The sequence below is a fragment of the Cupriavidus sp. FW305-F7 genome (assembly GCF_058782875.1).
Map to the genome: position 1 here is coordinate 1 of NZ_JBYSYC010000050.1, position 17943 is coordinate 17943.

Here is a 17943-nt window from a genome sequence, read left to right on the forward strand (position 1 = left end):
ATGTGGTTCGCTATTCCTTCATCGTAGTGGACTTTCACCACCTACTCCTTGCCGGTCTCCCGGCGCACTCAGAACTTGTGCCGCATCCCCAAAGCCACGCCAACCATGCTGCGCTGCCCGTTGGCCGCGGCATAGCTGTTGCCCAGCGACAGGCTGTTGGCATAGACCGTGGCAAGCGACTCCAGCATCAGGCCGGCATTGCGAGCATAGGCCGTCGACAGGTACACATCCGTGCGCCGCGAAAACGCATAGTTGGCGACAAAGGCAACCTGCCACGGATTGGCCACTTCCGTATTGCCAAACAGGCTCCTGACATTGTCGTAGTTGTACTCCAGCGTCAGCCCCACGGCCGGGGTGACCTGATAGTTGGCGCCGATCCAGTAGTAGTCGTCCCGCTGGATCACCACGTCGGCGGCATTCTTGTTCTGACCCCAGCGATAGCCACCCATGATCTTGGCCGGGCCAAAGGCGTAGCTGGCCGCCACGACGGCCTTGCGCACGGTGCCATTGCTGGTGCCGATGGTGGGGTTCCACTGGTCATAGCCGATGGTGGCGCCGAACGGCCCGGTGGCATACGCCAGCGAGGCCCCGTAGGCGGTGTCGCGCCGGAACTGTCCGGGCACTTCGCCATTGCCGCCGATCGGGGTGGCAATACCAACAGTCTGCGGCAGCGCCAGCCCGGCGCCGAACGACCAGTGCGCCCGCGCCGTCAGCGGGCCGAACTGGCCGGTGTACTTGACCGTGTTGTCCTCGCGGAAATTGGCGCCCGCCTGCAGCACCACCGGTTCATATTGCGTGGCGTAGGCGGTAGGCGAGAAGTTCGCCAGCGCTTCAAAGATCGACGTGTACTGGCGGCCCAGGCTGAGCTGGCCGATGCCGGCGTGCTGCAGGGCGACAAAGGCCTGGCGGCCGAACAGGCGACCGCTCTGCTGCATGGTGCCGTTGTCCAGGCTGAAACCGCTTTCCAGCACGAACGACGCCTGCCATCCCGCACCAAGATCTTCCGCGCCGCGCAGGCCCCAGCGCGACCCGGACAGCCCGCCCGACGCCATCCGGAACACCTTGTCGCCCGGCCCTGGGTTGAAGCCGTTAGTGGCAACGGGCACAGCGCCGACGCGGTTCACGTATTCGACGTTGACGTCCGCCACGCCATACAGCGTGACGGACGATTGCGCGGCGGCCGCTAGCGGGCAGCCCAGCATCAAGGCCATCACGGTGCTTCTGGTTTTCATTCATCTCCTCCTTGGTTGCCCGGCCTTTGCGGCCGGATTCTTTTGTTGTGCCGCGGACGCGGCGGGTCACGAATCGTGCGTGACCAGGGTGCCCAGCTCCGCCAGCAAGTCATGGGCACGCGGCCACGGGCCGTAGCCCGCGGCAGGGTTGAGGTGGCCGACGTTGCCCAGGTCCACCAGCCGGCTGCCCCATGCGGCGGCCATCTCCGCGACACGCGCATGGCTGGCCAGTGGGTCGTTTCCGCTGGCAGCAACCAGGCTGGGGAACGGCAAGGGCGCGAGCGGCGTCGGCAGCCAGCCCCCCTGCACCAGCGTGTCCTGCGCCGGATAGCCGGGCGGCAGCGGCTGCGAAAAATCCGGCGGCGTCACCAGCAGCGCGCCCAGGATTCGGCGCTGGTGCCGCGCCGCCCAGTGCACGGTGATCATCACGCCGGCGCTGTGCGCGACCAGCACGACCGGCTTGTCGATGTCCGCCAGCGCGGCATCGAGCGCGGCGACGCGGGCCGCGCAACTGAGCTTGTCGTGCTCCAGCGGCGGCACGCAGCGGACGTCGCGCCCCTGCGCCTGCAGTTCGGCTTGCAGCAGCGTTTGCCAGTGCTCGGCGACGTGGTCGCGCAGGCCCGGCACCATCAGGACAGTGTGGGTGGGTGTAGCAGTCATGGTCGGATTGGAAGGAGTCAGGCAGGAACAACGTCAGGCACAGCGTGGCCATCCAGGCGGCGCAGGTCCGCCGCATAGCGCCGGCGGCCGAGGCAGAACAGCAGGGCCGCGGCCGCACCGGCAAGCGGAATCCATTGCAGCGCGCCGGTCAGGCCGATGTGGTCGGCCAGCACGCCGGTGAGGAACGGACCCGGTGCCAGCCCCAGCAGGTTGTTGATCAGGGTCAGCGTGGCAAACGCGGTCGCATGGATGGCAGGCCGCGTCAGGTTGGCCACCATCGCGCTGGCTGGGCCGGCGGTGCCGCCCACCACCAGCATGCCCGCGCCGATCAGCACCAGCTGCGCATGGCCCGCGGGCAGCCGGAACGCCGTCATCAGCAAGACGCAGCAGATCACGCTGTAGGCGATGGCCATCTGCCATTTGCGCGCGGGCACGCGCCGCGCCACGCGGTCGGTCAGCGCTCCGCAGGCCACCATGCCCACGCCGGCCATCAGCACCAGCATTGCCGCAGCCACGCCGGCGCGTCCGGTCGCCATGCCGTAGTCGCGCGACAGGAAGCTGGGCAGCCAGCCCAGCAGCGCCGCCATCACCAGCAGCTGCAGCGCACTGCCGGCGCAGGCGCAGAGCATGGAAGGCACCGTCAGCAGCTCGCGCACGATCCGGCGCGGCTCCAGTTGCCGGGCCGGGACCGCCGCGTCGCCGTTGGCCGCGCTCACGCGTTGCTGGAGCCCGCGCAGCCGATGCTCGCTGATGGTCAGGTAGTAGAGCGCCACCATCACCAGGCCGAAGCCGGCGATCCCGGCAAAGGCAATGCGCCAGCCAAAGTGGGCCGACAGGACACCGCCCAGCCCCATGCCAAGCACCGAGCCGAAGGCACCGCCGGCAATGAAGGCCGCGCTGAGGCTGGCGCGCAGATGGCGCGGGAACACCGACACCACTACCGCGATACCCACGCTGCCATACGCCGCCTCGCCGATGCCAACGCAAAGCCGCGCCAGGAACATCTGGCCGAAGCTGTCCGCCACCGCGCAGCCCAGCGTGGCCAGGCTCCACAGCGCCGCCATCAGGATCAGGCTGCGCACGCGTCCCCAGCGGTCGGCCAGCAGCGACAGCGGAATCGCGAGCACGCCCACCATCAGCGCCACCACGCCGCCGAGCGCGCCCAGCTCCGTATCACCGAGCTGCCATTCGGCCTTCAGCAGCGGAAACACCGCGTTGAGCACCTGGCGCGACATATAGTCCGACAGCAGCAGCGCGAACGTCAGCGCAAAGACGAGCCACGCATAGCGCGGTCCGGCAGCAGCCGGCAGGGCCGGCGTGGCCGACTCTGCGGCAAGGGCAAGGCGGGGTCTGGACATGGGCGTCTCCGGAAGCAGACCGGCGGTCTTCGCGCCGCCGTGCGTTCACAGCCCGCCGCCGAAGGGTGACGAGCGCAGGCAGTATCTGGCGATCGGGACCGTGCGGTTTGATATTCCGGGACGTACGTTTGACATTCCGGGACAGCTGGGGAAAACGCCGAGACAAAAAAAACCGGCACCCGAAGGTGCCGGTTTCTCGCTGGCCCGCCGTCAGGCGAGGCGCGGCGAAGCTCAGTCTTCCAGCTTCGGCAGCGAGGCGCTGACCTTGGTCGACAGCAGGCCGCTCTTGGCATAAGTCTGCAGCTTCTCGCGCGTGTCGACGATATCCAGCGTGCGCATGGTCAGCTGGCCGATCCGGTCCAGCGGCGTGAACATCGACTCGCCCTTCTCCATGGTCAGCCGTTCCGGCTTGTAGGTCAGGTTGGGCGAGGTGGTGTTCAGGATCGAGTAGTCGTTGCCGCGGCGCAGTTCAATGGTGACTTCGCCGGTGATGGCGCCCGCCACCCAGCGCTGGGCGGTTTCGCGCAGCATGATGGCTTGCGGGTCGAACCAGCGGCCCTGGTACAGCAGGCGGCCCAGGCGACGGCCGTTGTCGCGGTACTGCTCGATGGTGTCTTCGTTGTGGATGCCGGTGATCAGGCGCTCGTAGGCGATGAACAGCAGCGCCAGGCCCGGGGCTTCGTAGATGCCGCGGCTCTTGGCTTCGATGATGCGGTTCTCGATCTGGTCGCTCATGCCCAGGCCATGGCGCCCGCCGATGCGGTTGGCCTCCATGAACAGGTCGACGCTGTTGGCGAAGGTCTGGCCGTTCAGCGCGACCGGCTGGCCTTCCTCGAAGCGCACGGTGACTTCTTCGCGCTTCACTTCCACGTCATCGCGCCAGAACTGCACGCCCATGATCGGCTGGACGATGCGGATGCCCGAATCCAGGTGCTCCAGGTCCTTGGCCTCGTGGGTGGCGCCCAGCATGTTGGAGTCGGTCGAGTATGCCTTTTCGGCCGACATCTTGTAGTCGAAGCCGTTCTGGCGCATGAACTCCGACATCTCGGCGCGGCCGCCCAGTTCGTCAATGAACTGCTGGTCCAGCCACGGCTTGTAGATCTGCAGGCCGGGGTTGGTCAGGAGACCGTAGCGGTAGAAACGCTCAATGTCATTGCCCTTGAACGTGCTGCCATCGCCCCAGATGTTGACGCCATCTTCCTTCATTGCGGCAACCAGCATAGTGCCGGTGACAGCACGGCCGATCGGGGTGGTGTTGAAGTAGGTGATGCCGGCAGTCGAGATGTGGAACGCGCCGCACTGCATGGCGGCGATGCCTTCAGCCACCAGTTGCGTGCGGCAGTCGACCAGGCGGGCTTCCTCGGCACCGTAGGCCTTGGCGCGGCGGGGGATGTCGTCGTAGTCGGGCTCGTCGGGCTGGCCCAGGTTGGCGGTGTAGGCGTAGGGGACGGCGCCCTTCTGGCGCATCCAGAGGAGCGCCGCGCTGGTGTCAAGGCCGCCGGAGAAGGCGATTCCGACGCGCTGGCCGGAAGGAATGTGCTGAAGGATGGTAGTCATCGCCAGAAAATCTAAGTGAATTTGTCGGCTCTTGGGCGGGCTTCCAATACGCGCGCCGGGGCGGCGGGAAGCACGGCGACGCGGCCGGCCGAGTCACGTGCCGAGTCAGTGCCAAACGCGAATTGTGACACGGCAGCGCCCACGCGCCAAACGCCGGGACTGGCGGGGGCGTCGGCGCCACCTGCATCCGGGCCCGCCGGACCATTCAAATCCCGCGAACGCGCCTTTCAAAACTCTCGACTGGTTCGCGCCTGGGCCCCTCCCTATACTCCGCCGCACTGTTGTCTGAAAGCGGAGTCGTCATGCTGCATCGCGCCCTGGAAGGAGTCCGGGTCCTGGACTTGTCGCGCATCCTGGCCGGTCCCTGGTGTACCCAGAACCTGGCCGACCTGGGCGCCGAGGTGACCAAGGTCGAGCACCCGGAGCGCGGCGACGATACCCGCGGCTGGGGCCCGCCCTACCTGGAAGCGCCCGAGGGCAGCGGAGACACGCAGCGCCTGTCTGGCTACTTCATCTGCTGCAACCGCGGCAAGCGCTCGGTCGCGATCGACTATGGCACGCCCGAGGGCGCCGCGCAGGTACGTGAGCTGGCGCGCGAGGCCGACGTGCTGGTCGAGAACTACAAGGTCGGCACGCTGCGCCGCTACGGGCTGGACTACGACACGCTCAAGGCGATCAATCCGCGCCTGGTCTACCTGTCGATCACCGGCTTCGGCCAGAGCGGGCCGATGGCGGACAAACCCGGCTATGACTATGTGTTCCAGGGCATGGGCGGGCTGATGAGCTACACCGGCCAGCCCGACGGCACGCCCGGCGCCGGGCCGCTGCGCACCGGCGTCGCCGTGGTCGACCTGAGCACCGGCATGTATGCCACCTCCGCCGTCCTGGCCGCGCTGTACCAGCGCCAGGCGACCGGGCTGGGTGCGCACCTGGATATCGCGCTGCTCGATGTCGCGGTGGCGATTAACGCCAACCAGGCTGCCAACTACCTGGTGTCGGGCCAGAACCCGCAGCGCAGCGGCAATGCCCATCCCAACTGCGCGCCCTATGAAGTGTTCCGCTGCGCCGACGGCCACCTGATCCTGGCGATCGGCAATGACAGCCAGTTCGCGCGCTTCTGCGCCGTGGCCGGCATGCCGGATCTTGCGCAGGACCCGCGCTACGCCACCAACTCCGCGCGCATTGAGCACCTGCCCGCGCTGCGCGCCGTGCTGACCGATCTATTCCCCACACGCACGCGCGCTGCGTGGACCGATGCCTTCGATGCGGCCGGCGTGCCCTGGGGGCCGATCCACACTATGGATGAAGTCTTCGCCCACCCACAGGTGCAACACCGCGGGCTGATGCAGGTGGCCGAACACCCCGTCATGGGCAAAGTGCCCATGGTGCGCAACCCGATGCTGGCCGGGCACGACCTGCCGCTGCCACCGCCGCCGCTGCTGGGCGAACACAGCCCGGCAGGCTGAACGGCGCGCAGCGACCCACAAGACCGAAAACACTGACACGGAGACACCGATGAAACCAACCTTCACCGCCATCGCGCTGCTGGCTGCATGCGCAAGCGGCGCCGCGCATGCAAGCGCGTATCCCGACCGGCCGATCAAGATGATCGTCCCCTATGCCGCCGGCGGCACCACCGACATCATCGCGCGCATCGTCGGCACGCGCCTGGGCCCGGTGCTGGGGCAACCGGTGGTGGTCGAGAACCGCCCGGGCGCCGGCGGCGCGGTCGGCAGCGCCTACGCGGCCAAGCAGCCGGCCGACGGCTACACGCTGGTGATGGAGGTGGAGAGCTCGCACGCGGTCAACCCCAATGTCTACCTGAAGACCGCCTATGACCCGGTCAAGGACTTCGCTCCGGTCAGCAACCTGGCCGACGTGCCCAACGTGCTGGTGGTCAACCCGGCGTTCCCGGCCACGGACCTGCAGTCGTTCATCAAGCTGCTGAAGGCCAACCCCGGCAAGTACTCGTTCGGCTCGTCCGGCAACGGCGGACTGAGCCATATGAACGGCGAGCTGTTCATGAACGCCACCGGCACGCGCATGCTGCACGTGCCGTACAAGGGCCTGGGCCCAGCGCTCAACGATGCGGTGGCGGGCCAGATCCAGGTGGTGTTCGACAATATCCCATCGTCGTCGGGCCTGATCCAGGGTGGGCGCCTGAAGCCGCTGGCGGTCGCCGCGAAGCAGCGCCTGAAGGTGCTGCCCAATGTGCCGACCTATGCCGAGGCCGGGCTGCCGGCGATGAACAACCCGTCGTGGTTCGGCCTGGGCGCACCGGCGGGCACGCCCGCTGCCATCCTCGACAAGCTCAACGACGCGGTGCGCCAGGTATTGGCCGAGCCGGAGGTGATCGCCGCCATCGAGAAACAAGGCGCGGTCCCGGCACCGACATCGCGCAAGGCCTTCGGCGACCTGATCCGGGCGCAGAATGCGCACTGGAAGCAAGTCGTCGAGGACATCCACTTCACCAAGCTCCAGTAAGCCACAAGGAACGACATGAGCGCACTTCAGCAAGAACCGCACGCCGGCGTCGAGATCGACGCGCGCGGCATCGCCACCGTCACCATCCGCGAGGCGGGCTCGCTCAATATCCTGAGCACGCCGGTGATCGCATCGCTCACGCGCGCCATCGAAGCGCTGGCCGGCAATGACGCGGTACGCGTGCTGGTGCTGCGCGGCGCCGGCGAGAAAGGCTTTGTCGGCGGTGCCGACATCAAGGAAATGGCCGCGCTGGACCGCGCCAGCGCCGAGGCCTTCATCAGCGGCCTGCGCCGCCTGTGCGACGCCGTGCGCCACCTGCCGGTGCCCGTGATCGCGCGCATGCCGGGCTGGTGCCTGGGCGGTGGGCTGGAACTGGCGCTGGCGTGCGATATCCGCATCGCCGCCGACAACGCGCAGCTGGGCATGCCGGAAGTGAAGGTCGGCATCCCGTCGGTGATCCACGCCGCGCTGATGCCGCGCCTGATCGGCAATGCGCGCACGGCATGGATGCTGCTGACGGGCGAGATCTCCGATGCCGCCGAGGCGCTGCAGTGGGGGCTGGTGAGCCGCGTGGTGCCACTGGCGGAGCTGGACCTGGAAATCGAACGCGTGGCCGCGCTGCTGGCCGGCTTCGGCCCGGTCGCGGTGCGTCAGCAGAAGCGCCTGCTGCGCGAGTGGGAAGATGCGCCGCTGGAAGTGTCGATCAACAACAGCGTGACCGAGTTCGGCAGCGCCTTCGACACCGGCGAGCCGCAGCAGCACATGGCCACCTTCCTGAACCGCAAGCGCTGAAGCGCGGGGAAGTGCTTACGGCGCCGTGGCCGCGACGGCGCCGCCTTCGCGCGTGGCCACCACGCGCGGATCGTTCAGCAGGAACTGCGCAAAGGCCTCGGCAAACGCCGGCAGCTTGCCGTCGGCGCGCACGATCAGGTTCAGTTCGCGCAGGGCCCACGGCTCTGCCAGCCGCACCCCCACCACGCGCGCCTCACGCAAGGCCTGCGCCGCCACGCTGCGCGGCACCAGCGCCACCCCCACGCCGGCCTCGGCCAGCGACAGCACCGCATCGAAGCTGTGCGCATGCAGCCGCACGTTGGGCCCCTTGCCCGCGCGCTGCGCCATGTCGCGCAGGAACAGGAAGTTGCTGCTGGTGCGGCTCATGCAGACAAAGTCGAAGGCCAGCGCCGCGCCGAAACGCACTTCAGGCTCGCGCGCCAGCGGGTGATCCGCGGCCACCGCAAGGATCAGCTCGTCGCGCGCATAGCGCACCGAGCGCACGCCGGTGGCTTCGCCGCCCGTCTGGAAATCTCCCGCCAGGATGCCGACATCGGCTTCGTGCGCCGCCACCGCCGCCAGGATCGACTGGCTGGCGCGCTCCTCCAGGTCGATGTTCACATCCGGGTTGGCCAGCAGGAAGCGGCTCACGCTCGGGATGATGAAACCGTTGAGCGAACTGCTGTTGGCCAGCAGCCGGATATTGCCCTTCAGCCCGGCAGAAAAGCGTCCCACCTCGCCATGCATGCGCTCCACGCCAAGCAGCAGTTCGCGCACATGGACCAGCAGGGTTTCACCGGCGGGCGTCAGTTCCATGCCGCGCGCGGTGCGCACGAACAGCGGCGTGCCCATCGCGTGCTCCAGGTTCTTCAGCCGGTAGCTCGCCGCCGACGCGGTGATATGCGTGGCCGAAGCGCCACCTGACAGGCTTTGCGCATCGGCAATGGCCTGGAACAGGCGCAGGTCGGTCAGTTCGTAACGCAAAGCAACTCCGCTTAGGTCGGGACGGTCGAAGGGATTGGCGCTGGTGGTGTCGCGGCCATTCTAGTGCAGCACTGTGGGCTCCCGCCCGCCACCCGGTCCGCACACACTCCACTCACTTGATGTGGACGTCGTCCATTTTCTTTGCTAAGGTATTGTGGACGGCGTACACAAGAGCGTGCGCCAGTTGCCAGCGCGCCGCCTGATTCGCGCGCCATGCCGATATCCACGGCCGCCCGAGCGGCGGCCTACCTACAGGAGTTGTCATGCAAGTCCAACCCTATCTGTTTTTCGAAGGCCGTTGCGATGAAGCCGTTGAGTTCTACAAGAAGATTCTCGGCGCCAAGGTCAACATGCGGATGACGTTCAAGGAAAACCCGGAGGCCGACAAGGCCAGCCCGGGGTGCCAGCCCGGCGCCGGCACCGAAGACAAGGTCATGCACATGGAGTTCCAGATCGGCGACAGCGTGATCATGGCCTCCGACGGCCGCTGCTCGAACCAGCCCAACTTCCAGGGATTCGGCCTGTCGATCAACTACCCGGACAAGGCCGCGGTCGAAAAAGCCTTCAACGGCCTGAAGGAAGGCGGCCAGGTGGTGATGCCGCTGGACAAGACCTTCTTCGCCGAGCAGTTCGGCATGGTCACCGACCGCTTCGGCATCATGTGGATGCTGCTGACGGCACCGAAGTAAGCAAGATGTAACGCCGTTTCCCGGCCGGCGGAGCGCCATGTGGGCCGATAGGCTTACAATGCGCCGCCTGCCGGAGAAACCACGCCATGGACGATCGCATCAACGAACTCGAAATCAAGCTCGCCTTCCAGGAAGACCTGCTTGATACCCTGAACAGCACCGTGGCGCGCCAGCAGCAGCAGATCGACCTGCTGCAGGAACAGTTCCGCGCGCTGTACCAGCAGGTGCGCAGCGCCGCCACCACCGCGGCCGAAGCCGATCCCCAGCAGGAAATCCCGCCGCACTACTGATGGACGCGGGCCGATCGCCGATGTGACGGAACGCCACCCCGCCCGCGCGGTCTGACAGGCTGACCCATCCATCGCTGCCCTCGACAGGCGCGCCCCATCCGCCACATGCGTGTGAAACCTTCCCTGCTGATTGCCGCCGCCTGCGTCGCTGGTGCCTCCTCGGCGCTGGCCGGCTACAACATCTGGACCGGCGAGTACTCCCTCTCCCGGCAGGAACTGCAGACCGCCCTGGACCAGCGCTTCCCCGCCACGCTGCGCTACGCCGAAGTCGTCAGCGTGCAGCTCAGCCATCCCCGGCTGGTGCTGGACGAAGCCAACAACCGCGTCACCACCCACGTCGACGCACGCCTGACCAACGCCTTGCTGCCCTCCCCGCCGGTAGACGGCAAGCTCGCGCTGAACAGCGGCGTGCGCTATGACCCGGCCAAGCGCGCGGTGCTGCTAGACAACCCGACCGTGCAGCAGGTGGAAGTTGCCGGCATGGGGCAATACCGCGAACAACTCAATGCGATCGGCGCCGTGGTTGCGCAGCAGCTGCTGAAGGACTATCCGGTCTACACCTTCAAGCCCGAGGAGCTGCGCGTCGGCGGCAAGGATGTGGAGCCGGGGGCGATTACCGTGGGCAAGGATGAAGTGCGGGTGGAGGTGAAGCAGCGGTAGGCATAGCCTGCGGGCCAGGCTCGCTCCTTCTTCCTCTACCTCATCCCCGCCCACCTCTGAACACCACCCCCAACCCCGCCAACACCGCCCCCATTCCCGCCATCGCCAGCGGCGCCATGCGGTTGCCCAGCAGCAGGTAGTCGAGCACCGCCGTACCCGCCGGCACCAGGTAGAACAGGCTGGTAACGTTGACCAGGTTGCCCGCGCGGATCAGGCGGTAGAACAGCAGCGTCGCACCGATCGAAATGACCAGTGCCAGCCACAGCAACGGCGCAGCGAACGCCAGCGAAGCATCGAAGGCGAAGGGCTGGAACGGCAGGCACAGCAGGCAGGCCGCGAGGCTCGCGCCGTACTGCAGCGGCAGCACTTCAGCCGGTGCACGCGTGATGCGCTTCTGCAGGATGGCGCCGACGGTCATGCTGGCGAGCGAGGCCAGCGCGCACAGCATGCCCGCCAGCGACAGTCTGGCCAGCAGCAGGCTGTCCGCCACCACCATGGCCAGCCCGGCGAGCGCGAAGGCCAGGCCCGCCATGCGTGCGGCGCTGAAGCGCCGCTCGGTCAGCAGCAGGGTCAGCATCGGCTGGGCGCCAAGCACGGTGGCGAGCACGCCGGGTGTCATGCCGTGGTCGAGCGCAAGGAAGTAAAAGACGGAGTAGCCGCCGATCAGCAGCAGGCCGGTCACGGCGGTGTACAGCCGCTCGCCGCGCGGCGGCAGCTGGCGGTGCCTGGCCAGGCCGATCGCGCCCAGCACGGCGCAGACCAGCGCGAAACGCAGCGTCAGCAAGGCGAAGGGCGCGGCGTGGTCGAGGGCCAGCCGGGCGGCGATGGCGCCGCTGCTCCACAGCAGCACGAAGAGGGGCGTGGCCCAGGCGAAGGAGTTGGTGGTGCGTGTGCCGGTGGCGGCGTCGAATTGCGCCACGCAGTCTTTGTCGGTTGTCATGGATGTCACCTGTCGTCAGCTTGGCAGGCTCCGGCGACGCGCATCGGCATGCGGCCATGGGACGGCGGCAGACGCGTACAGGCGTGCGGCTGCCGTGCGCGCAGGCACACGGATACGGGACTACCGGAGACGAATGAGGCTGGGGGGCGTACCCGTCAGCCGCGCGGCGGCGGCGGCGGGTGCGCACCGCCGATGAACGGCGGCGGCGCGACAGATGTGAACGCAGGCTGGCGACGCACGCATGGCAACGCGCGGCCCGGGGGCGCGGCGTTGATGGGGCGTTGGCGGTCTGCGGTCATGGTGGGAATCGAAGACTTTGAAGAAGCAATCTGGCGATGCTATGCCTGTGCGGCCATCGCGTCAACGAGGTTTTGTCGTGCCCTGCTCCAGCCGGGACACCAGCGCCTGCAGTGTCGGCGCGCATCCGGCTTCCACCTTCAGCGCGAACATCGCGTCCGCGCGCGTGGTGCCCAGGTTGAGCGCGGCCACGGGCTTGCCCATCTGTCCGGCCCAGACGCAGAAGCGGTAGCCGGAATAGACCATCAGCGACGAACCGACCACCAGCATGGCATCCGCTGCTTCCAGTGCCGCACGCGCGGCATCGACCCGCGGACGCGGCACGGATTCACCGAAGAACACCACGTCCGGCTTGAGGATGCCGCCGCAGCGCCCGCACTCGGGCACGCGGAACTGCGCGAACAGCGGCGATTCGAAATGCACGTCGCCATCGGCGGCGGGCTCGGCGATCACGTCGCGCAGCGCGGCGTTCTGTGCCAGCAGCCAGTCCTGCAGGCCGGCGCGGTCATGGCGCGTGCCACAGTCCAGGCAGATGGCGCTGGCCAGGCTGCCATGCAGTTCGATCACACCCTCGCTGCCGGCGCGCTGGTGCAGGCCGTCGACATTCTGCGTGACCAGCGCCGTGAGCCGGCCGTGCGCGCCAAGGCGCGACAGCGCATGGTGCGCGGCATTGGGTCGCGCCTGCCACGCCACCGGCCAGCCAAGCATGCTGCGCGCCCAGTAGCGCTGGCGCCCCGCGTGCGAGCCCAGGAAGGCCTGCAGCGTGATGGGCTGCGAGCGCTGCCACTGGCCGCGCGCGTCACGGTAGCCGGGAATGCCGGAATCGGTACTGATGCCCGCGCCGGTCAGCACGAACAGGCGCGGGTGGCGCTGCACGAAATCGAACAGCGCGGACGTCGGGTGCGGGGGTTGCAGCGGCTCGCTCAACTTGCCGGATCCTCGGCATGGCGCGCCGCCTGGCGCGCCTCCCAGGCGCGCAGCTCCTCGCGGTAGCGGTCCATCTCCTGGTAGTAGTAGTCGAAGATGCAGGGATCGCAGCCGGAGCCGCAGCACTCGTCGTCGCCGGGCCGCTCTGGCGGCACCGGGCGGGGGTCGTCGGGGGGCATGGCGGGGGACGCTTGGGACACTGACAGTTCGCGAACAGGCGCAATGGCGGATCAACCGCCAGTATATTCCCGCCAGCCCCGGCCTGCCGCCGGACCCCTCAGTGGCTGAGCAGCCCCTCGCCGACCGGGATCACCAGCGCCGTGCCCGCCAGGCAGGCGATGTCGTCCTCGGCAAGCCGGCGCGACACCACGCTGGCCAGCCTGGCGCCGATGCGGGCAAGTTCGGCGGCGTCGGCCAGGTAGACGGCGTCGATCACGCTCTGGTCGAACTGCAGGGCCGCGCTCAGGCGACAGCGCCCGGGCGAGCCGGCCGGCTCGGCCTGCCAGCTGACCTGCACCTGGTTGCCGTCGCTGCGATGGTATTCGGCCGACATCGGAAACAGCCGGCAGGTATGCTCGCGGGTCCACTCGACCAGGGCAGTCATGGCGATTCCCCCTTTGGCGGGACAGCGCGTCCGCCGGTGCGCCGCGTCAGCGGCTCAGTACATGGTAGAGCCAGTCGTGCGCGCGTGCCGGCACGCCCAGCGCGCTGGCATCGATGCGCTGCCCCTGCACCCGCAGGGTGCCTTCGTGCAGGGCATCCACCGCTGCCTGGGCATCCGGGAACCTCCCCATCACGCCATTGCCCAGCATCAGCATCCAGTCCTTCTCGCGGGGAATGAGCGTGAGCTGTCCCGCGGCGGTCTGGCAAAAGAAATAACCGTACATGCAACCCCCAAGCACCTCGCCTGTATCCATCCTAGTGCAGGGCACCGCGGGGTCGCGTGCCGATCTGCACGCTTCCGAACGGCGTGATGAATTGTTTTTGCACGGCCGCGAGCGGGCGGCCTGCATGCGGCATTTTGCCCGAAGATAGCCGGATGTCCCGCCCGGCGGCCGCCGGGCGGGGCCACTGCCGCGCGCTGCGGCCGTCAGCGAACCGATTGCGAACCCCACGGTGCCATGAAGGCAGCCCCATTCCATTGCTTGCGCGAACTGCTCGTACCGGCGGCCCTGGCGCTGGCTGCGGGCGCGGTCCTGGCCGCTGAGCCGGCCTCCATGCCGGCGGCGCCGGCGATTGAGCCGCCCGCGAACCAGGCCGCGGCAGCCACGCCGCAGCGGGCCGCGGGCGCGCGCCCCCGCATCTGCCTGGTGCTCTCGGGCGGCGGCGCGCGCGGCGCGGCGCATATCGGCGTGCTCAAGGTGCTGGAGGCGATGCGCGTCCCGGTCGACTGCATCGCAGGCACCAGCATGGGTTCACTGGTGGGGGGTGCCTATGCCACCGGCATGGTGCCCGCCGAAATGGAGCGGCTGGTCGGCGGCCTGAGCACCGACAAGATCTTCAAGGAACGCCCGCCGCGCCAGGACCTGACCATCCGGCGCAAGCAGGACGATTTCACCAACCTGTTCACGCCGGAGATCGGGGTGCAGGCCAGCGGCCTCTTGCTGCCTAAGGGCGCGGTCTCGGGCGTGCAGCTGGAGACCGTGCTGCGCCAGCTGGCAAACGCGCCCGGCTACCGGGACTTCGACCATCTGCCGATTCCCTACCGCGCCGTGGCCACGGACCTGGTGGCGGGCACGCCAGTAGTGTTCAGCCAGGGCGAGCTGGCCAACGTGATGCGCGCCAGCATGTCGGTGCCGGGCGCGGTGGCGCCGGCCGAGTATGAGGGCCGGCTGCTGGTCGACGGCGGCCTGACCGACAACCTGCCGGTGGACGTGGCGCGCAAGATGGGCGCCGATGTCGTGATCGCGGTGAACCTAGGCACGCCGCTGATGAAGCGCGAGGAGCTGACCTCGATCATCGGCGTGACCGGCCAGATGCTCAATATCCTGACCGAGCAGAACGTGCGTGCGTCGCTGGCCTCGCTGCGGCCCACCGACGTGCTGATCGAGCCGGCGCTGGGCGATTTCTCCGCGACCGACTTCGACCACCTTCCGGCAACCATCCCCATCGGCGAGGCCGCCGCGCGCAAGGTCGCCGACCGCCTTGCGCCGCTGGCACTGCCGCCGGCGCAATATGCGCAACTGCGCGCCAGGCAACAGGCGGTACAGCCGCCCGACACCCGCCCGGTCGACGAGATCCGGCTGGCGCCGCTGCAGCGCGTCAACCCGGACTACGCCACCGCGGTGATGGAAACCAAGCCCGGGCAGCCGGTCGACCAGGCCACGCTGGACCAGGACATGCGCCGCCTGTTCGGCACCGGCGACTTCGAGCACGTCAACTACGGCATCCTGGAAGAGCCCGGCAAGCGCGTGCTGGCGGTCAATGCGGTGGAGAAATCCTACGGTCCCGACTACCTGCGCTTCGGGCTCGGGCTGAGCTCGGATTTCCGCGGCGATGCCTATTTCAACCTGGTGGGCAGCTACCGGCGCACCTGGCTCAATGCGCTTGGCGCCGAATGGCGCACCGATGCGCAGGTGGGCCAGACCTCGTCGCTGATCAGTGAGTTCTACCAACCGCTGGATACGCGCCAGTACTTCTTTATCGCGCCACGCATCGAGCTGGAGCGGCGCCCGGTCAATGTCTTCCAGGGCAGCACGCGCATCGCCACCTACGACCTGCGCCGCTTTGACATCGCGCTGGACGCGGGCAGCCAGTTCACCAAGTACGGCGAGCTGCGCGTGGGCGTGCAGACCGGCTCGGAACACGCCACCCTGAGCACCGGCCCCGAGTCGCTGTCGCCAGGCCCGGGCAATATCCGGCGCGGCGCCATCACCGGGCGGCTCTTGTTCGACCAGCTCGACAGCGTCGACTTCCCGCGCTTCGGCTATGCGGCCCGGCTGCACATCTACGCCTCGCAGCCGGGGCTGGGTGCCGACCAGGCTTATGTCAAAGCGCAGGCGGAGGGCATCTATGCCCACTCGTTCGGTGACAACACGGTCTCGCTGGCCTTCAAGGTCGGCAGCAATCTTGGCGGCAAGCCGCTGCCGCGCTATGACCTGTTCCAGTGGGGCGGCTTCCTGCAGCAATCCGGTTATGCCACGGGACAGCTGCTGGGCGGCAACCTGCAGTTTGCGCGGCTGGTGTACTACAACAAGCTTGCGCGCCAGACCCTGCTGCAAGGCGTGTACGCAGGCTTTTCGCTGGAGGCGGGCCGCATGGGCGACCCGCTGGTGCCGGGAAGCCCGACCGGGCTGCTCAAATCCGGCTCGGTCTTCCTGGCGCTGGATAGTCCGCTGGGCCCGCTTTACCTGGCCTATGGACGCGCCGCCGCAGGCACATACAGCTTTTACCTGTTCCTGGGCAAACCCTTCTGAGCCGGCCAGCATAAGCGCTCACCAAATGTGAACCCGCCGTACCCTACCAAAGTTGTATGTAATGTCTTAATTCAAATATCTATACTTTTTACGTCACCAAGACCCCCTCTTGAATGACGACCTTCCCCGGTCGCCGCTCCCCAGCGGCGACATTTTTTTTGGGCGCCCGCTTGGCATGCGGCGCCCATAATCCGGGCCTCGGTCTGCACTTGCGGCCGCTCCGCGCCCCTTCGCGCGCCTCCTCCCATGCAGATTGATTTCACCCATTTCACGCCGTGGCTGTCGCTGGCCGGCGGGCTGGTCATCGGCCTCGCGGCGGCGCTGATGATCCCGGGTCTCGGCCGATTGCCGGCATCAGCGGCATTGTCGGCGGCCTGCTGAAGCTGCCGCACGGCGACAGCGCCTGGCGCGCCGCCTTTGTGATCGGGCTGTTGCTGGCGCCGTGGCTGGCGGGCGCGTTCGATGCCATGCCCGCGGCGCAAATCGATGCCGGCTGGGCCGAGGTGCTGGCGGCCGGGCTGCTGGTAGCATCGCTGGTGCTGGGCAGCGCGGCGTTCGCACTGGTAGCGCTCGGTGCCGGCTATGCCAAGGCCTGGGGCTTTGTCGGCGCCATGCTGGCAGGCATGGCGCTCTACGAGATCGCGGAGCGGCGCGGGCGCTGACGCAGCGCAGCATCCGGCCCTCGTGCCGTGCGGGCGATGCGCGAATGCAGCAAAGGCTGGCCCCTGGCGGCCAGCCGGTTTAAGATTGCGCGATTATCGGACAACAAGCCCAGACAACACACCTCCCAATGGATGTCCTCCGCCCCCTCGGTCTTGGCCATGCACAGGCCGACACCGTCCGCGTTGCCCGGCCCCAGGCCGACCTGCTCGCCAGTTTTGCCGGCGATCCCAACTTCATGCTGTCGCTGGCGCGCGGGCTGACCGTGCTGGAGGCCTTCTCGGAACGCAAGCGCCCGCTGACGATCTCGCAGGTGGCGCAGCGCACGCAGCTGTCGCGCGCCTCGGTGCGCCGCTGCCTCTATACGCTGGAACAGCTCGGCTACGTCAGCCAGCAGGATGGGCAGTTTGCGCTGCGGCCGCGCGTGCTGCACCTGGGCCACGCCTATTTCTCGTCGACCTCGCTGGTGTCCCTGGCGCAGCCGATCCTGGACAACCTGAGCGCACGCATCCACGAGACCTGCACGCTGGCGATCCTGGACGGCACCGACATCCTGTACCTGGTGCGCTCCGAAGTGCAGCGGGTGCTGAACTATTCGCTGGGCATGGGCAGCCGCCTGCCGGCCTACTGCACCTCCAACGGCCGGCTGCTGCTGGCGCACCAGCCCGCCACGGTGCTGGACGGCTTCTTCGAGCATGCCGAGCTGCGCCCGCGCACGCTGCAGACCAAGGTCTCGCGCCAGGAGCTGGAAGCATGCTTCGAGCGCGCCCGCGAAGTGGACTACGTGATCGTCGATGAAGAGCTGGAACCGGGCCTGCGCGCGATGGCCGTGCCGGTGCGCTCGGCCTCCGGCATCGTGCTGGCGGGGCTGAGCGTGAGCGTGCGCGCCGCGCGTGTCTCCGAAGCGGAGATGATCTCGCGGCTGCTGCCGCCGATACGCGAAGCCGCGGCGGCAATCGGCCGGCTGATCGGCTCCTGATTGCCGCTTACTAGTCCGCTAACTACCCGCGCAGCCGCG

20 protein-coding genes are annotated in these 17943 nt (G+C 68.1%); 10 read left to right on the forward strand and 10 right to left on the reverse strand.

Annotated features, from left to right (window positions below):
* Positions 1–68: 68 nt before the first annotated feature.
* The 4 genes from AC3WL8_RS32915 to argG all read right to left on the reverse strand — a co-directional run bounded on the left by AC3WL8_RS32915 (position 69) and on the right by argG (position 4807).
* Positions 69–1232 carry a porin gene (locus tag AC3WL8_RS32915; protein WP_492379702.1) on the reverse strand — a complete coding sequence of 388 codons (1164 nt, stop codon included), beginning with the start codon at positions 1230–1232 and terminating at the stop codon, positions 69–71.
* 66 nt (positions 1233–1298) lie between these two features.
* Positions 1299–1892, reverse strand: coding sequence for an RBBP9/YdeN family alpha/beta hydrolase (locus AC3WL8_RS32920; protein WP_211979500.1), 594 nt, complete (start codon positions 1890–1892; stop codon positions 1299–1301).
* 17 nt (positions 1893–1909) lie between these two features.
* Positions 1910–3250: an MFS transporter gene (locus AC3WL8_RS32925; RefSeq protein ID WP_013954051.1), complete on the reverse strand. Its 1341-nt coding sequence runs from the start codon at positions 3248–3250 to the stop codon at positions 1910–1912.
* A 231-nt stretch (positions 3251–3481) separates the two neighbouring features.
* Positions 3482–4807: an argininosuccinate synthase gene (gene argG, locus AC3WL8_RS32930; RefSeq protein ID WP_013954052.1), complete on the reverse strand. Its 1326-nt coding sequence runs from the start codon at positions 4805–4807 to the stop codon at positions 3482–3484.
* A gap of 302 nt (positions 4808–5109) precedes the next feature.
* On the opposite strand from argG, the gene AC3WL8_RS32935 reads away from it, so the two are divergent.
* Genes AC3WL8_RS32935 through AC3WL8_RS32945 form a run of 3 tightly spaced genes read left to right on the forward strand, consistent with a single transcriptional unit; the run spans position 5110 to position 8083 of the window.
* The gene (locus AC3WL8_RS32935) at positions 5110–6273 is read left to right on the forward strand and encodes a CaiB/BaiF CoA transferase family protein (RefSeq protein WP_013954053.1); all 1164 of its coding nucleotides are present in this window, start codon (positions 5110–5112) and stop codon (positions 6271–6273) included.
* Between the two features lie 49 nt (positions 6274–6322).
* Entirely contained in the window at positions 6323–7291 is a 969-nt protein-coding gene (locus AC3WL8_RS32940) for a tripartite tricarboxylate transporter substrate binding protein (protein ID WP_013954054.1), read from the forward strand.
* Positions 7292–7306: 15 nt separating this feature from the next.
* Positions 7307–8083 carry an enoyl-CoA hydratase gene (locus AC3WL8_RS32945; RefSeq protein WP_013954055.1) on the forward strand — a complete coding sequence of 259 codons (777 nt, stop codon included), beginning with the start codon at positions 7307–7309 and terminating at the stop codon, positions 8081–8083.
* A 15-nt stretch (positions 8084–8098) separates the two neighbouring features.
* Here AC3WL8_RS32945 and AC3WL8_RS32950 read toward each other — a convergent pair whose 3' ends face one another.
* The gene (locus tag AC3WL8_RS32950) at positions 8099–9046 is read right to left on the reverse strand and encodes a LysR family transcriptional regulator (RefSeq protein WP_011617941.1); all 948 of its coding nucleotides are present in this window, start codon (positions 9044–9046) and stop codon (positions 8099–8101) included.
* A gap of 263 nt (positions 9047–9309) precedes the next feature.
* Between AC3WL8_RS32950 and AC3WL8_RS32955 the strand changes: the two genes are divergently transcribed.
* The 3 genes from AC3WL8_RS32955 to AC3WL8_RS32965 all read left to right on the forward strand — a co-directional run bounded on the left by AC3WL8_RS32955 (position 9310) and on the right by AC3WL8_RS32965 (position 10685).
* A complete protein-coding gene (locus tag AC3WL8_RS32955) occupies positions 9310–9735 on the forward strand; it encodes a VOC family protein (RefSeq protein WP_013954057.1) in 426 nt (141 codons plus the stop codon).
* 86 nt (positions 9736–9821) lie between these two features.
* Positions 9822–10025 carry a SlyX family protein gene (locus tag AC3WL8_RS32960; RefSeq protein ID WP_010811191.1) on the forward strand — a complete coding sequence of 68 codons (204 nt, stop codon included), beginning with the start codon at positions 9822–9824 and terminating at the stop codon, positions 10023–10025.
* A gap of 105 nt (positions 10026–10130) precedes the next feature.
* The gene (locus AC3WL8_RS32965) at positions 10131–10685 is read left to right on the forward strand and encodes a DUF1439 domain-containing protein (protein ID WP_013954058.1); all 555 of its coding nucleotides are present in this window, start codon (positions 10131–10133) and stop codon (positions 10683–10685) included.
* A gap of 40 nt (positions 10686–10725) precedes the next feature.
* On the opposite strand, the gene AC3WL8_RS32970 is transcribed toward AC3WL8_RS32965, so the two are convergent.
* The 5 genes from AC3WL8_RS32970 to AC3WL8_RS32990 all read right to left on the reverse strand — a co-directional run bounded on the left by AC3WL8_RS32970 (position 10726) and on the right by AC3WL8_RS32990 (position 13736).
* Positions 10726–11625 (reverse strand): DMT family transporter, encoded by a 900-nt coding sequence (locus AC3WL8_RS32970; RefSeq protein ID WP_492379703.1) that lies wholly within the window; start codon positions 11623–11625, stop codon positions 10726–10728.
* A gap of 360 nt (positions 11626–11985) precedes the next feature.
* A complete protein-coding gene (locus AC3WL8_RS32975; protein ID WP_153954289.1) occupies positions 11986–12849 on the reverse strand; it encodes an NAD-dependent protein deacetylase in 864 nt (287 codons plus the stop codon).
* Positions 12846–13049 (reverse strand): oxidoreductase-like domain-containing protein, encoded by a 204-nt coding sequence (locus AC3WL8_RS32980; RefSeq protein ID WP_492379704.1) that lies wholly within the window; start codon positions 13047–13049, stop codon positions 12846–12848. The genes AC3WL8_RS32975 and AC3WL8_RS32980 overlap by 4 nt, the downstream gene beginning before the upstream one ends.
* A 77-nt stretch (positions 13050–13126) precedes the next feature.
* Positions 13127–13453, reverse strand: a complete 327-nt coding sequence (locus AC3WL8_RS32985) for a hypothetical protein (RefSeq protein WP_013954063.1) — start codon at positions 13451–13453, stop codon at positions 13127–13129.
* Between the two features lie 46 nt (positions 13454–13499).
* On the reverse strand, positions 13500–13736 hold the full coding sequence (locus AC3WL8_RS32990; RefSeq protein WP_013954064.1) for a hypothetical protein: 237 nt from the start codon (positions 13734–13736) through the stop codon (positions 13500–13502).
* A 234-nt stretch (positions 13737–13970) separates the two neighbouring features.
* On the opposite strand from AC3WL8_RS32990, the gene AC3WL8_RS32995 reads away from it, so the two are divergent.
* The 4 genes from AC3WL8_RS32995 (at position 13971) to AC3WL8_RS33010 (ending at position 17904) form a co-directional block, all read left to right on the forward strand.
* Positions 13971–16265, forward strand: coding sequence for a patatin-like phospholipase family protein (locus tag AC3WL8_RS32995; RefSeq protein WP_492379705.1), 2295 nt, complete (start codon positions 13971–13973; stop codon positions 16263–16265).
* 246 nt (positions 16266–16511) lie between these two features.
* Positions 16512–16646 (forward strand): hypothetical protein, encoded by a 135-nt coding sequence (locus AC3WL8_RS33000; protein ID WP_256449231.1) that lies wholly within the window; start codon positions 16512–16514, stop codon positions 16644–16646.
* A gap of 38 nt (positions 16647–16684) precedes the next feature.
* Positions 16685–16927, forward strand: a complete 243-nt coding sequence (locus AC3WL8_RS33005; protein WP_492379706.1) for a hypothetical protein — start codon at positions 16685–16687, stop codon at positions 16925–16927.
* 128 nt (positions 16928–17055) lie between these two features.
* Positions 17056–17904, forward strand: a complete 849-nt coding sequence (locus AC3WL8_RS33010) for an IclR family transcriptional regulator domain-containing protein (RefSeq protein ID WP_013954068.1) — start codon at positions 17056–17058, stop codon at positions 17902–17904.
* The last annotated feature ends 39 nt before the right edge of the window (positions 17905–17943 follow it).